The following is a 14,681-nucleotide window of genomic DNA, read 5'->3' as shown; positions in this document are numbered from 1 at the left end:
CTGTTCCCATGCCGAACACAGAAGTTAAGCTCTCCAGCGCCGATGGTAGTCGGGTTGATCCCCGTGAGAGTAGGACGCCGCTAGGTCAGTATCTATTTAGTAAAATATGGGTACACTACACAATGTGACCAATTTTCGTAGGGATTCCCTACAATACCGCGGGGTAGAGCAGTCTGGTAGCTCGTCGGGCTCATAACCCGGAGGTCGCAGGTTCAAATCCTGCCCCCGCAACCAAATTATTTCAGCTTACAACGTCGAATAGACATCCTTGCTAGCTGAAGATAGTAATTTTGAAAACAAGTTAAACTTTTAAAATTGGTCCGGTAGTTCAGTTGGTTAGAATGCCTGCCTGTCACGCAGGAGGTCGCGGGTTCGAGTCCCGTCCGGACCGCCATTATAATAATTTGAAATGTTGCCTTAGGATGCGCCTAAGGCTTTTGTTATGTCTTTTTTTATTTTTGGGATGGAATTGGTATAATAAGAATACTATGCCTGAAGAGGAGGTGCTCGCCATGCAAGAATTTTCATTTATTGATTCCATTAAACAATCTACATATCGACAATCGTCGCTCGTCAAAGGAGTAGGGGATGACGCAGCTGTCTTCCGTCCCGTTTACCAGGACGTGGTGACGGCCGTGGACACCATGGTCGAAGGCGTCCATTTTTCAAAAGCCACTATGCGTCCTTATCACGTCGGGTATCGAGCGCTTGCTGTTAATATTAGCGATTTAGCTGCGATGGGGAGTGAACCCGTGTTTTATATGGTGTCGATCGTGGCTCCGGATGACTGGACGGAGGCAGAGTTGGCGGAAATCTATTCCGGCCTTCATGACATTGCCGCGTCTTACCGTATGGATTTGATCGGTGGTGACACGGTGTCAGGAAGTGAACTTGTGGTCTCCGTAACAGTTATGGGGTATGTGCCGAAGGATAAGGCACGTTATCGTTCCACGGCCCAGCCTGGTGATATCGTATTTGTAACGGGAACGCTGGGAGACGCACAGGCTGGATTTGAGCTGCTGAGCGGGCGTAAGCAAGTGGAGGATAAAGAGGCTTCGGCTTATTTCATTAAAAGGCACAGGCAGCCTTCCCCGCGTCCTGAGTTTGCATTAGCATTACAAAGTCTTTCCCGTCTCACTTTGAATGATATCAGCGATGGGTTAGCTAGTGAGGCTAATGAAATTGTTGAGTCTTCTCAGGTGGCGCTGCACATCGATTATGATAAGCTGCCTCATCATCACTGGTTAGCCTCCTATTTTCCGGATGAAACAGCAGAGTGGTCCTTAACCGGCGGTGAGGATTTTGAATTGGTCGGATGTGTGAGGGGACAGGACTGGCCACATGTCCTTCAGGCAGGGGAAGAGTCCGGTCTCAGCGTAACGGCTATCGGGCATGTTGAGGCAGCGGCTTCAGACGGTCCCCGTGCCTATTTACATGAACAAGGAAAACAAAAGGTGTTAGCCAAATCGGGCTATACACACTTAAAATGAGATTGGTGATCAGCATGGAAGCATATGAAATCAAAACGGATTCACCTGAGGCAACCATGGCGTTGGCTGAAAAACTCGGAACGAAACTGATGGCTGGCGATGTTCTCACGATGGAAGGGGACCTGGGAGCAGGGAAAACCACGTTTACAAAAGGCCTCGGAAAAGGACTAGGTGTAAGCCGCACCATCAACAGCCCTACCTTTACGATTGTTAAAGAATATATGGGACGCCTCCCCCTCTTCCACATTGATGCATACAGGCTGGAAGACAGTGAAGAAGATATTGGCTTTGATGACTATTTCGAAGGAGGAGGGGTCACGGTAGTGGAATGGGCTCAGTATATTACTGCCTTTTTACCTGCGGCTCGACTGGATATTCATTTGCGCATAGTCGATAATCAGGTACGCTCGATTGAACTGCGGCCGGGCACCCCTCATTTTGAAAAAATCTGTAAGGAGATTGTGGCATGAATGTACTAGCGATTGATACATCGAACCATTCGTTGGGCGTTGCGATCATAAAAAACAGCCACGTCGCAGGGGAACTGGTTACAACAATTAAAAAAAACCACTCGGTGCGCTTAATGCCGGCTATTCAGCAGCTAATGGCCTCGACTGAAACGACACCTGAGGAGCTTGATCGAATTGCGGTCGCAGTTGGCCCGGGTTCATTCACGGGGGTTCGCATCGGTCTTTCCACCGCTAAAACCATGGCGTGGTCACTGGATATTCCGGTCGTTGGGATATCCAGCTTGGAAGCTGTCGCTTTTCAAGGGCAATACTTTTCTGGACAGGTGTGTCCCTTTTTTGATGCGCGTCGCGGTTTAGTGTATACGAGTCTTTATGATGGTTCAGGAAACCGGATCAAAGACGAGGCGAACGTGTTGATGAACGATTGGCTCCTCGAATTGAAAGCGACGGAAACACGTACGTTATTTTTGAGTCAGGATCTTCAGGTGCATGAAGAGCAGATCACCTCAATCATGGGGGATCTGGCTGTTATTCCAGAAGCTTCCTATCATCAGCCGCGTCCAGCTTCGATGGGACTTGCTGCGATCCGGCGCGAACCGACGCCAGTTCACCGACTTGTACCGAATTATTTGCGTATGGCTGAAGCGGAAGCTAAGTGGCTTGAGCGTCAGGAGAAGTCATGATGGCTGACGCTTATGAGATTCGCCCGATGGCCATGGAGGATATCGATCAAATCATGGCGATTGAACATGCCTCGTTTCCTGTACCCTGGACGCGCGAAACATTTATGAGTGAAATCGACCAAAATCCTTATGCCCATTATTTTGTCATCGAAAAAGATGATGTCGTGTTCGGCTATTGCGGTGTGTGGCTGATTATTGATGAAGCGCACATCACGAATGTCGCGATATTACCGGAATACCGCGGCAGTGCTTACGGTGAGAAACTGTTTGGACATGTTTTTGATTACGCAATCAGCCATGGAGCGGTGCAAATGTCGCTTGAAGTCAGAGTCTCAAATGTTGCAGCTCAGCGTCTGTATCGAAAATTCGGACTGGTCCCAGGTGGAATCCGAAAAAATTATTATACCGATGATGGAGAAGATGCCGTTGTCATGTGGGTGGGTTTATCATGAAGAGAGATGAATATATTCTGGCGATCGAAACGAGTTGTGATGAAACAGCTGCTGCCATTGTGAAAAATGAAACCGAACTGATCGCAAACGTGATCGCTTCCCAAATCGAGAGTCATAAACGATTTGGCGGTGTGGTCCCGGAAATTGCATCCCGGCACCATATCGAACAGATTACGGTGGTACTGGAAGAAGTGCTCCAAGAAGCGCAGTTATCCGTTGAGGATATCGATGCTGTTGCTGTGACAGAAGGACCGGGACTTGTCGGTGCACTGCTCGTCGGGGTCAATGCCGCCAAATCCCTGGCATTTTCAAAGCAAAAACCGCTGGTGGGTGTCCACCATATTGCGGGCCACATTTATGCGAATAGGCTCGAACAGGAATTTGAATTCCCGCTCTTGTCGCTGGTGGTATCGGGCGGACATACCGAACTGATTCTCATGCATGAACACGGCTCGTTCGAAACGATTGGTGAAACGCGTGATGACGCGGCGGGTGAAGCCTATGATAAAGTGGCCAGGACGCTCGGGCTTCCTTATCCCGGCGGACCTGAAATCGACAAGCTTGCCGCCACCGGAGCGGAAACCATTGACTTCCCCCGCGCCTGGTTGGAAGCAGGTTCGTACGATTTCAGCTTCAGCGGATTGAAATCAGCGGTGTTGAATAAGCTTCACAATGCCAAGCAAAAACAAGAGGAATTAAGAGCTGAAGATGTGGCTGCTAGCTTTCAAGCGAATGTCGTGGATGTGTTATCCACAAAGACGCTGGAGGCGGCGCGCGAACATAACGTAAAGCAAGTGATTGTGGCTGGCGGCGTAGCGGCTAACAGCGGCTTGAGATCTGCTTTGGAAGCAAAATTCAGCGATGAAGCCTGCAGCTTGTTGATTCCGCCGTTATCATTATGTACTGACAATGCTGCGATGATTGCAGCGGCTGGAGCCGTTGCTTATCGTCAGGGGCACCGGGCGGAGTGGGATTTGAATGCCAATCCGGCGCTTAGTTTGGAACGTTATGCAGCGAGTGGACTAACTAAAGAGCAGGAATAGCAGCTAATGAAAAGACCAACTCGAAGTGGAGTTGGTCTTTGCTTATTTCTGGTCCGTCACTTCGGGAGAGGGTGGGGGACATGTCGAATCTAGTCTTTAGTGGTTATCCACACCCGGGGCTTTGAAATAGACACCATAATCGCTCTGCTAGTTCAGATATTTTCTCCTGATTCAGCCATGCCACTTTGTGGATAAGTTTTTTAGAAAAAAGAAAAATTCTGAATTCTGCCAGGAGAAGACGAGGGTTTCAGATCAGTGATGCCAAGGCAGAACACGTGTTTCGCTTTGCAGTCTGAGGGCTTGATAGGTTATCAACAACTGTATATATATACAGTGGATAACCTTCTAATTTAAGTTGCAATCATAATCATGTACGTGTGTACAAACTTTGTGGATAAACATTTTATAACCTGTGGATAATGTGCATAAACCTGTAGATAACCTAAAATACACGTTCTTTTCTGTGTATAACACTGTGGATGTATGTGTATAGGATTATTCACGTTCATACAAAAAAAGAGCTGTCAGCAACAGCTCTTTTTTATTATTCCTGCAAGGTTTCCCATTCTTCCATCAATTGTTCGACGCGTTTGTGGTTGGCGTCGTTCTGTTCTGTGAGTTCAAGCGATTTCTCGTGATCCTGAAACACTTCGGGCTTACAGAGCAGGGCATCATTTTCTTCAATGGTGCCTTCTAATGTTTCTATTTCCTGTTCGATCTCTGAAATGCGCCGCTGTTTTTTGCGTTCTTCACGTTTGGCGGCTTTATCCTGAACGAATGCATCTTTAGCAGATGATTCCGAGGGAGACTCGGCTTCCTTTTCCTGAGCTTCAAGCAGCATGAGTTCATGCTCTTCTTGTTTCTTCTCGATGTAATAGTCATAGTCTCCCAGGAATAAGCGTGTTTCCTCGGGCTGCATTTCAACAACGTGGGTGGCGATCTTGTTGATAAAGTACCGGTCGTGGGAAACAAACAGCAGCGTGCCGGGATAATCGATCAGGGCAGCTTCGAGGATTTCCTTACTATCCAGGTCCAAATGGTTGGTCGGCTCGTCCAAAATCAACAGATTGGCTTCTTCCATCATCAATTTGGCTAAGGAGAGGCGAGCTTTTTCGCCGCCGCTCAACGAATGGACGGGTTTCAGCACATCTTCGCCCGAGAATAAAAAGTTGCCTAAAATCGTGCGGATGTCTTTTTCATTTTTTAACGGATACTCGTCCCACAGTTCATCTAGTACTGATTTCTTCGAGTTAAGGCGGGTTTGTTCCTGGTCGTAATATCCCATTTGGACATTGGCGCCGACCGTGATATCGCCTTTTTCCGCCTGTACCTGGCCGATGATGGATTTCAGCAGCGTCGTTTTGCCGACACCATTCGGGCCGACGAGCGCGATGCTGTCACCACGGCTTAAGTCAAAGTTGACGCCGTCGAAGGTATACTGTTCCTGATCAGGGTAACGGAAGCCAAGATCGCGGAGTTTGAGCACATCGTTGCCGCTTTTTCGGTTGATTTGGAAGGAGAATTTAGCCGATTTATCGTCATCTTTCGGTTTGTCGACCTTTTCCATTTTTTCCAGCTGCTTGCGCCGGCTTTGGGCGCGCTTGCTGGTCGTGGCCCGGACGATGTTTTTCTGGATAAAGTCTTCCATGCGTTTGATTTCCGCTTGTTGTTTCTCGTATTGTTTCATTTCGAGTTCGAAATCTTCTTCTTTCTTTTGTAAATAATACGAGTAATTGCCGTTGAACTTCTTCGACGATTGGAAGGCGAGTTCGTACACGGTATCGACGATTTTATCCAGGAAATAACGGTCGTGCGAGACGATGACCACCGCGCCGTCATACCCTTGCAAGTAGTTTTCCAGCCAGCTTAACGTTTGAATATCAAGGTGGTTGGTCGGCTCGTCTAAAATCAGGACATCCGGAGCGGACAAGAGCATTTTGGCTAAAGCGAGACGCGTTTTTTGGCCGCCGCTCAAGGAGAGAATCGGCGTGTCCCAGTTCATATCCTTGAAATTAAGCCCGTTTAAAACGGCTTTAATGTCGGCTTCGTAGTGATACCCGCCGTCCATTTTAAAGGCTTGCTGTTTTTGATCGTAATCTTGCAGCAGCTGCTGGTATTTTTCCGGATCGTTGAGCAGGTCCGGATCAGCCATTTGCGCTTCCATTTCCCGGAGGCGCTTTTCCATATGACGGAGCTCATCAAACACATGAAGCATTTCTTCCCAGATGGTCTTGTCGGAGGAGAGGCCGGTGTTTTGTGCCAAATACCCGACGGAGACTTCCTTGGGTTTGAAGACATCGCCTGAATCATAGGACATCTCCCCGGCCAAGATTTTCAGCAGGGTCGATTTGCCTGTGCCATTGCGCCCAACAATAGCGATGCGGTCGTGCGTTTGGATTTCTATTTTAATATTCGATAAGATCAGTTCAGCACCGAATCGTTTAGTGACTTGATTGGCTTGCAACAGAATCATGGTTATTCACCTCAATGAAACAAGTGTATCTTACTCGCACAAAGGCAAGCAAGGAACATGACGCGAGATTGTGAAAAACGTAACGACTATTGTTTGATTTTTTGATAAAATAGAGATAATGTTTGAAGTAATCGATGCGAAAGATGCTAGAGGAGGTTCTATTTTGTCAGATTTCACACATTTTAATGAACAAGGACGAGCTAAAATGGTGGACATTGCGGAAAAAGGGGAAACAAATAGAACGGCGTCAGCACGCTCTAGCGTGGAAGTCAATGAAGCGATTTACCATAAAATTACCCGAAACGAAATGGAGAAAGGCGACGTGCTCTCGGTAGCGCAAGTGGCGGGCATCATGGCTGCGAAACGTACGCCGGACATTGTGCCGATGTGTCACCCGCTGCAGTTAAAAGGTGTCGACATTTCGTTCGAGTGGGAAGTTGAAGCGGCGTCATACAAGCTTCACATCGAGGCTTCTGTCAAAACAAAAGGAAGCACCGGCGTGGAAATGGAAGCACTCACTGCCGCCTCGGCTGCCGGGTTGACCGTTTACGATATGTGTAAGGCCGTGGACAAAGGCATGGTCATCGGACCGACGTATCTTGCCGAGAAAACCGGCGGAAAAAGCGGGGATTTCACCCGGGAAACGTGAGCGGCGAAGGAGGATGTGACGGATGGAAATGGAACAGAATAAGATCCCGCAAGCGACAGCGAAACGCCTGCCGCTTTACTATAGATTCATTAACAATCTACATACGCAAGGGAAATCCCGCGTATCTTCCAAGGAATTAAGTGAAGCCGTCAAAGTAGATTCGGCCACAATCCGACGTGATTTTTCCTATTTTGGCGCGCTTGGGAAAAAGGGATACGGCTATAATGTCGAATACTTGCTGTCTTTTTTCCGACAGACACTCGACCAGGACGAAACGACCGAAGTCGCTCTTATCGGTGTGGGGAATCTTGGCACAGCTTTTCTTCATTATAACTTCACCAAAAACAACAACACCAAAATTCAAATCGCCTTTGATACCCAGTCAGAGAAAATCGGCTCGGTCATCGGCAACGTCCCGATTGAACACATCGATCAACTGGAGGCGAAAATGAGCAATATATCGGTAGCGATCCTCACCGTTCCTTCGAGCGCGGCTCAGGGCATCGCTGATCGATTAGTAGCAGCCGGCATTTCAGGTATCTTGAATTTCACCCCGGCGCGCATCACCGTTCCTGAACACGTGCGGGTGCACCACATCGACCTAGCTGTCGAACTGCAAGCGCTCGTCTATTTTCTCAAACATTATCCGCTGGAAGAAGAGTAGGCAGGATGACTGCATCACGTCATTCTGCTTTTTTCGTTCATGAAAGGTTGACAGCGGGCGGTGCTGAAAATTGCCGGAATATGATATAGTGGTTAATAGTTTCGTGTTACGAAGAATCAAAGATGGGAGGGGACACCATGGGAAAACTGCCGAATAAGTGGCTGGTCGTCGTGTCGGTTTTGTTTGGCACCTTCACCGTCATTTTAAATAACAGCATGCTCAATCCGACATTGCCGCGATTTATGGAGCTTTTCAGCGCAGACGCTGTAGCCGTCGGCTGGATTTTGACGATTTTCATGGTATCGATGGGGATGACCATGCCGTTGACCGGCTATTTCGGTGATCGGTTTGGCAAAAAGAAAGTCTACGTGGCAGGCTTGGCCATCTTCATTGTCGGTTCGATTTCCGGTGCCCTTTCCCAGTCTCTGGCCATGATTATCATGTCGCGTGCGGTGCAAGGGATGGCCGGCGGCTTGATGATGCCGATTGCCATGGCGCTTATTTTCAACGCGTTCCCGAGAAATGAACGGGGCCTGGCTGTCGGTATCTACGGGGTCGCTGCCATGGTCGCCCCGGCGATCGGCCCGACAGTCGGCGGTGTCATCATCGAATTCTTCAATTGGCCCTGGCTGTTCGTCTTTAATATCCCCTTCGGTTTAACAGGACTGTTATTGTCGTGGAAATTCCTCCAGCCGACTGAAACCGATCCGGACATCAAATTCGATTTGGTCGGCTTTCTGATCGTGACCTCGGGAATTGGGGCTATCCTGTTTGCGCTCGGACGCGGGAAAACGCTGGAGGCATTGACGGACCCATTAAATATGGGGCTGATTAGTGCAGGGCTGGTGGCCTTGCTCGTCTTCGTGTTCTATGAACTCCGGCAAGAGCAGCCCCTCCTCAATTTAACCGTCTTCAAGGTGCCGACGTATTCGGTGTCGATCCTGGTGACGTCAGCTGCATCCATCGGTTTGTTTTCGGGGATCTTCCTGCTGCCGCTGTTGATCCAGAATGTGTATGAGCTCGGAGAAATCAAAACAGGGCTGCTCTTTCTGCCAGCAGCTGCAGCCAGCGGCATCTTCATGTCGATCGGTGGCCGGCTCCTAGATAAAAAAGGACCGAAGTTCGTCGTGCCGCCCGGACTTGCAATCATGGCCGCAGCGACCTTAGGACTCAGCACACTGAAACTCCAGACGCCGTATTGGTGGATCATGGTGTTGAACACCGTCCGCGGTCTCGGTATGGGGATGGGCAACATGCCAGCGACGACTTCCGGCATGAATGCGATTCCGGAACATCTTGTCGCGCAAGGCTCAGCGATGAATAACATCATCAGACAAATCTCATCGTCGCTCGGCATCGTCTTCTTCTCCATCTATTACGAAGTCCGGCGTGCCCAGATTGCGGCTGTAACCGACATGGACATGCAGGCCGCCACCCTGCAAACCCTGAACGAAGCCTTTCTCGTCTCAGCCATCGTCCTCATCATCGCCATCCCATTCTCCTTCATCCTCAAAGGAGCGGAAGGATAAGCGAGGAGGGATGCGGAGAAAGAAGAAGCGCGTACCTGGTACCAAATAGGCAAAATGAAAAGAGCCGGGTGTGTCGTAAAGGAACTTTACGACACACCCGGCTCTTTCAGGATGTCGGATTTGGTACCAGGTACGCCTTCCGATTAGTTCTGTTCGCGCCATTCGTGTTGGAGGAGGCCGTAGATGTACATGTCGTAGGCGTGGCCGTCGCGGAGGATGAATTCGCGCTGGGCGCCTTCGTATGTGAACCCGAGCCGTTCGTACATCGCGATGGCTGGTGTGTTGTACTCGAACACGGTCAGCTGCAAGCGGTGCAAGTTGAGTTCATCAAACGCAAAACCCATCAGCAGCTCCATCGCTTCTGTGCCGTAACCCTTACCCTGCATCGCATCATCCCCGATGGCAATGCTCACCCAGCCATTCCGCTGGTTCCATAGGATTCCCTCAAGCTCAATATACCCGATCAGCTTGTCAGTCCCAGGTTCGCGAATGCCAAATAAGAAATGGTTGTTGCTTTCCTCCGCTTGTTCCTTCCACTTTTTCAGCTGGCCGAGCGGCTTTGGCTGCGAAGGCTGTGCATCGAAGCGGCGCGCAAACGCAACGTTTTGATACCAGCCTGAGATTGTTTTCAGGTCGTCCTCGTTAAGCGCCGTAAACGCCAGGCGCTCTCCCGTCAATAAAGCTGTCATGACCCTTACCTCCTAAAAGGGCGCTTCGCTGTGCAATCAGGAAGCGCCCGCCCATCATTTTTTCTCGTTTGAGTTTTTAATTTTGAAATGCAGGGAAATGAGTCGTATAGCCACCGCAAAATCAATGGTCGCCATGACGACCAGCAGCATCGTGGTGAAATTATAAATCGATCCCTCTACCACCTGAATGGCAATGTACGTGAATCCTATCCCTAATAGGAAGTAGAGGAAAGCCCTGAACAATAACGCATTTTTCATAGAATCAAAATCCTCCAATTAGAATCATTTGCAGCTGTTCCATAATATCTTCATATTCTTCCTCTGATATGCCGTACTGAGCGACGACGACCAACGAATTCATTGCCATGTGCGCCACAATCGGAGTGATGATGGACTTCGTTTTAACGTAAAGGAAAGCGAAGACCATCCCCATCGCGGTATAAATCAAAATATGGCTGAAATCAAAGTGGAACGCGCCAAAAATGATTGACGAAATCAGCACAGCGACGATGAAGTTCGTCCGTTTATAAATCGATCCGAATATGATTTTGCGGAAAATGATCTCTTCGGTAATCGGGGCAAACACAACCGGCAGTAATATGAAGAGCGGCGATTGCTGGGCCACTTCAATGATATCGCGCGTGTTTTCAGAGCCTTGCGAAATCCCGAACAGCGATTCGATCTGCACGGCGATCCCTTGAGAAAACAGCGCCATAAACACGCCTAAAATCGACCAGAGGATGATGCCGCCTTTACCGGAACGTTCGTGTGATAAATTCGTCATATCCGGCTTCAGTAAACGTAGAATGATTAGTGTTGCAATTGAGAAGCTGATGATCGACCAGATGGCAATTGAATTGTTTCGGGACAACCCTACCAGGTAATACAAAATCGGTACGCCGGCAAGCGTCGATATCTGGCAAAGGGCGTAAGTCAAAATGATATACCAATATCTTTTCGGCACGATATGACGACTCCTTTATGGGTGAAAATATTATTATTGTGATTCGACAGATATTTTATCACAGTTTGAAAGAGACACGTAACAATAACAATTATAGCAGAAAGTTCAGCGCGAAATTTTATGGTAAAAATTTATATTTTCTACTTGCAAAATAAAAGTGAATTGCTTATTATATAAATTGTGTTAGCACTCTTACAACCCGAGTGCTAATAACCGAAAATGGAAAATGAAGAATCACATTGAGGAGGGTGTCCTAATTGTTAAAGCCACTTGGTGATCGTATTGTGATTGAAATCGTAGAGCAGGAAGAAAAAACCGCGAGCGGTATCGTACTTCCCGATTCTGCGAAAGAAAAGCCTCAAGAAGGTAAAGTTGTTGCTGTAGGTTCCGGACGTGTCACAGACAATGGAGAGAAGGTCGCTTTGGAAGTTTCTGAAGGTAACCATGTCGTATTCTCGAAATTCGCTGGCACAGAAGTCAAATATGAAGGTTCCGATTACTTAATTGTTCGCGAAAGCGACATTTTGGCCGTTATTCAGTAACACGAAAAGGAATAAAAAATCATTGAACTCATGCGATTATGATAAGGAGGGCATTTTTCATGGCTAAAGAAATAAAATTTAGCGAAGACGCTCGCCGCGCTATGTTACGCGGTGTTGATTCATTAGCAGATGCTGTTAAAGTAACCCTAGGACCTAAGGGACGCAACGTGGTATTGGAGAAGAAATTCGGTTCTCCGCTCATCACGAACGACGGTGTCACCATTGCGAAAGAAATTGAACTCGAAGATCACTTTGAAAATATGGGCGCTCAGCTCGTTTCTGAAGTCGCTTCCAAAACAAACGATATTGCAGGGGACGGTACAACGACAGCGACCGTACTTGCCCAGTCCATGATCACAGAAGGACTGAAAAACGTAACATCCGGCGCTAACCCTGTCGGCATCCGCCGCGGCATTGAGCGCGCGACCGAAGTTGCCACAGAAGAACTGCGTAAAATCTCCAAGCCGATCGAAGGCAAGGAATCCATCACGCAAGTCGCTTCCATTTCAGCGACAGACAATGAAGTCGGTCACTTGATCGCAGAAGCCATGGAGCGCGTCGGCAACGATGGCGTTATCACCATCGAAGAATCCAAAGGCTTCAACACCGAACTAGAAGTCGTAGAAGGTATGCAGTTCGACCGCGGCTATGCTTCCCCTTACATGGTCACCGACCAGGACAAAATGGAAGCAACCCTGGAAGATCCGTATATTTTGGTGACAGACAAGAAAATCAACAACATTCAAGAAGTACTGCCTGTCCTTGAACAAGTTGTACAGCAAAGCAAACCATTGCTTCTGATCTCTGAAGACATTGAAGGCGAAGCGCTGGCAACACTCGTTGTCAACAAACTGCGCGGCACATTCAACGCAGTTGCCGTAAAAGCACCTGGCTTCGGCGATCGCCGTAAAGCCATGCTTGAAGACATCGCCGTCCTAACAGGCGCAGAGGTCGTCACAGAAGACCTTGGCTTTGACTTGAAGAACACAACAATCGATCAGCTCGGCCGTGCATCCAAAGCGGTGATCACTAAAGACAACACCACAATCGTGGAAGGTAAAGGCGATCCTGAACAAATCGCATCCCGCGTCACGCAAGTACGCGCCCAGGCTGAAGAAAGCTCATCTGAATTCGATAAAGAAAAACTACAAGAGCGCCTTGCAAAACTCTCCGGCGGCGTAGCTGTCATCAAAGTTGGTGCAGCAACCGAAACCGAATTGAAAGAACGCAAGCTCCGCATCGAAGACGCCTTGAACTCAACCCGAGCAGCGGTTGAAGAAGGCATCGTAGCAGGTGGCGGAACAGCTTTTGTCAACATCTATAAATCTATCGCCGGCCTTGGCCTAGAAGGCGACGAAGCAACAGGCGCCAGCATCCTGCTCCGCGCACTCGAAGAACCCGTCCGCCAGATCGCCCACAACGCAGGCCTAGAAGGCTCCATCGTTGTCGAGCGTCTGAAAGGCGAAAAAGTAGGCGTAGGCTTCAACGCAGCAACAGGCGAATGGGTCAACATGGTCGAATCCGGAATCGTCGACCCAACCAAAGTAACCCGTTCAGCCCTGCAAAACGCAGCGTCCGTAGCCGCCATGTTCCTCACAACTGAAGCAGTCGTAGCCGATCATCCAGAAGAAGATAACTCTGGCGGTGGCGGCATGCCAGACATGGGTGGCATGGGCGGAATGGGAGGAATGATGTAATAACTTTCTAAAAACCCTTGATTTCAAGGGCTTTAGAGAGTATCAGCCTACCCATAATCCCAAAAATGTAACGAAAAAGTAACAATTTAATTTAAATTGATTTTTTCGAGGGCGTTTCCGTACAAATTTCTAACTTTGTCGGAAGCGTCCTCTTTCATTTTGTTAGTGACATGAGTGTATATTTTCATTGTTGTATTGATATCCTCATGACCTACTCGTTCCATAATGGTGGCCACATCAATTTTTGCTTCAGCCATCATACTGATCATCGTGTGACGGAAAATGTGAGGAGTAGCATGTTTATCTATGGACGTTTTTGTTAGCAAGCGGTCCATTCGTTTTAGGATATTTGAAGGGGCGAAAGGATACCCGTTTTCTCTACAAAAAACAAAGTCCGCATCGTGATAATCCTCAAGTAAATGTCCGACCTTCAATTTGATTTTCATTTGTCTTTTCTTATGCAGATGTAAGAGGTTCATAATCTCAGGTTCCATATGAATTGTACGGATGGATCCTTTGGTTTTAGGGGGAGTAATTTCATACTTTTTCATATTGTTGTTTTCGTTATAGAGTGTCTTCGTAATCCGTATCGTGTTATCTTCAAAGCTTATATCTGACCACTTTAGAGCGCAGGCTTCACCCGAGCGCATACCTGAGTAAGCCAGTAGGTAGAACCGTTCGATATCTAAATCCAAGCCATACTGCCTGACCGCATTCAGAAACTCTTCTAATTCGTTATGTTCCAAATATTTTTCCATCACTTCTTCAATTTCAATATCTTCAACTGTTTGGCGCTTTTTCGGTACAACCACATGTTCTGTAGGGTTTTCTTTAATGATCTTATCTTTCATAGCCTGCCTAAAAATCATGCCGGCTGACGTGTTAACACCTTGCACGGTTGTTCTTGCATAAGAAGGGGAGAGGTCGTTCAATATTTTTTGATACATAGCTGGTGTTACATTTCCGATTGGTGTTTTAGCAATGTAACGGTTGAGAATAGCAATCTCTTTTTCTCGGATTCTGACCGTATTTCGTTTTACGCCAGTCATACTGTACACCGATAACCAGTGTTTGGCTGCATCTTCAAACAACATTCTGGCACCTAATCGTTCATCAATGCCATCATCTTGTAGTGATTGAATGGCTTTCTGAACACGTTGCTTGGCTTCTCTCTGCGTTTTAGCTCTTCGTTTTATCTGTTTTCTCTTACCTGTAGCTGGGTTAGGTGGACCGTCCTCCATACACTCCCAGCGGACCTGTCCTGATTTCAACTTTTTTTTTTCACAGTACATAGATACACCTCCTTGGTTGTATCATAGCTTATGGAGTGGGCCTT

The 14,681-nt window shown here is 47.9% G+C and carries 15 protein-coding genes, 2 tRNA genes and 1 rRNA gene; 13 read left to right on the top strand and 5 right to left on the bottom strand.

What is annotated here, in order from left to right:
- The 8 genes from rrf to tsaD all read left to right on the top strand — a co-directional run.
- A 5S ribosomal RNA gene (gene rrf / locus HOP45_RS16785) occupies positions 1-86 on the top strand; the annotation flags it as partial.
- Between the two features lie 71 nt (positions 87-157).
- A tRNA-Met gene (locus HOP45_RS16780) sits at positions 158-234 on the top strand.
- Between the two features lie 83 nt (positions 235-317).
- Positions 318-394, top strand: a tRNA-Asp gene (locus tag HOP45_RS16775).
- Between the two features lie 118 nt (positions 395-512).
- Positions 513-1,490, top strand: a complete 978-nt coding sequence (gene thiL / locus HOP45_RS16770) for a thiamine-phosphate kinase (RefSeq protein ID WP_181350537.1) — start codon at positions 513-515, stop codon at positions 1,488-1,490.
- 14 nt (positions 1,491-1,504) lie between these two features.
- Positions 1,505-1,960, top strand: a complete 456-nt coding sequence (gene tsaE / locus HOP45_RS16765; protein WP_181350536.1) for a tRNA (adenosine(37)-N6)-threonylcarbamoyltransferase complex ATPase subunit type 1 TsaE — start codon at positions 1,505-1,507, stop codon at positions 1,958-1,960.
- On the top strand, positions 1,957-2,643 hold the full coding sequence (tsaB, locus tag HOP45_RS16760; protein ID WP_181350535.1) for a tRNA (adenosine(37)-N6)-threonylcarbamoyltransferase complex dimerization subunit type 1 TsaB: 687 nt from the start codon (positions 1,957-1,959) through the stop codon (positions 2,641-2,643). Before tsaE ends, tsaB begins: the two co-directional genes overlap by 4 nt.
- A complete protein-coding gene (rimI, locus tag HOP45_RS16755) occupies positions 2,643-3,095 on the top strand; it encodes a ribosomal protein S18-alanine N-acetyltransferase (RefSeq protein WP_181350534.1) in 453 nt (150 codons plus the stop codon). Before tsaB ends, rimI begins: the two co-directional genes overlap by 1 nt.
- Positions 3,092-4,138 carry a tRNA (adenosine(37)-N6)-threonylcarbamoyltransferase complex transferase subunit TsaD gene (gene tsaD, locus HOP45_RS16750; RefSeq protein WP_181350533.1) on the top strand — a complete coding sequence of 349 codons (1,047 nt, stop codon included), beginning with the start codon at positions 3,092-3,094 and terminating at the stop codon, positions 4,136-4,138. Before rimI ends, tsaD begins: the two co-directional genes overlap by 4 nt.
- A 544-nt stretch (positions 4,139-4,682) precedes the next feature.
- On the opposite strand, the gene HOP45_RS16745 is transcribed toward tsaD, so the two are convergent.
- Positions 4,683-6,611, bottom strand: a complete 1,929-nt coding sequence (locus tag HOP45_RS16745; protein WP_181350532.1) for an ABC-F family ATP-binding cassette domain-containing protein — start codon at positions 6,609-6,611, stop codon at positions 4,683-4,685.
- A gap of 163 nt (positions 6,612-6,774) precedes the next feature.
- Between HOP45_RS16745 and moaC the strand changes: the two genes are divergently transcribed.
- The 3 genes from moaC (at position 6,775) to HOP45_RS16730 (ending at position 9,453) form a co-directional block, all read left to right on the top strand.
- On the top strand, positions 6,775-7,260 hold the full coding sequence (gene moaC, locus HOP45_RS16740) for a cyclic pyranopterin monophosphate synthase MoaC (RefSeq protein ID WP_181350531.1): 486 nt from the start codon (positions 6,775-6,777) through the stop codon (positions 7,258-7,260).
- Between the two features lie 22 nt (positions 7,261-7,282).
- On the top strand, positions 7,283-7,924 hold the full coding sequence (locus tag HOP45_RS16735; protein WP_181350530.1) for a redox-sensing transcriptional repressor Rex: 642 nt from the start codon (positions 7,283-7,285) through the stop codon (positions 7,922-7,924).
- Between the two features lie 137 nt (positions 7,925-8,061).
- Positions 8,062-9,453 carry an MDR family MFS transporter gene (locus tag HOP45_RS16730; protein ID WP_181350529.1) on the top strand — a complete coding sequence of 464 codons (1,392 nt, stop codon included), beginning with the start codon at positions 8,062-8,064 and terminating at the stop codon, positions 9,451-9,453.
- A gap of 143 nt (positions 9,454-9,596) precedes the next feature.
- Here HOP45_RS16730 and HOP45_RS16725 read toward each other — a convergent pair whose 3' ends face one another.
- Genes HOP45_RS16725 through HOP45_RS16715 form a run of 3 tightly spaced genes read right to left on the bottom strand, consistent with a single transcriptional unit; the run spans position 9,597 to position 11,106 of the window.
- Positions 9,597-10,142, bottom strand: coding sequence for a GNAT family N-acetyltransferase (locus tag HOP45_RS16725; RefSeq protein WP_181350528.1), 546 nt, complete (start codon positions 10,140-10,142; stop codon positions 9,597-9,599).
- A gap of 54 nt (positions 10,143-10,196) precedes the next feature.
- Positions 10,197-10,400 (bottom strand): YdiK family protein, encoded by a 204-nt coding sequence (locus tag HOP45_RS16720; RefSeq protein WP_181350527.1) that lies wholly within the window; start codon positions 10,398-10,400, stop codon positions 10,197-10,199.
- 4 nt (positions 10,401-10,404) lie between these two features.
- On the bottom strand, positions 10,405-11,106 hold the full coding sequence (locus HOP45_RS16715) for a CPBP family intramembrane glutamic endopeptidase (RefSeq protein WP_181350526.1): 702 nt from the start codon (positions 11,104-11,106) through the stop codon (positions 10,405-10,407).
- 257 nt (positions 11,107-11,363) lie between these two features.
- Here HOP45_RS16715 and groES point away from each other — a divergent pair, with 257 nt between their 5' ends.
- On the top strand, positions 11,364-11,648 hold the full coding sequence (gene groES, locus HOP45_RS16710) for a co-chaperone GroES (protein ID WP_181350525.1): 285 nt from the start codon (positions 11,364-11,366) through the stop codon (positions 11,646-11,648).
- Between the two features lie 59 nt (positions 11,649-11,707).
- Positions 11,708-13,345, top strand: a complete 1,638-nt coding sequence (gene groL, locus HOP45_RS16705; RefSeq protein WP_181350524.1) for a chaperonin GroEL — start codon at positions 11,708-11,710, stop codon at positions 13,343-13,345.
- Positions 13,346-13,431: 86 nt separating this feature from the next.
- On the opposite strand, the gene HOP45_RS16700 is transcribed toward groL, so the two are convergent.
- On the bottom strand, positions 13,432-14,637 hold the full coding sequence (locus HOP45_RS16700) for a tyrosine-type recombinase/integrase (protein WP_181350523.1): 1,206 nt from the start codon (positions 14,635-14,637) through the stop codon (positions 13,432-13,434).
- Positions 14,638-14,681 lie beyond the last annotated feature (44 nt).

This window comes from Thalassobacillus sp. CUG 92003 (genome assembly GCF_013618635.1).
Taxonomy (GTDB): Bacteria; Bacillota; Bacilli; order Bacillales; family Halobacillaceae; genus CUG-92003.
The sequence above is the reverse complement of the archived record's forward strand: the minus strand, read 5'-3'. Positions and strand labels throughout refer to the sequence as shown.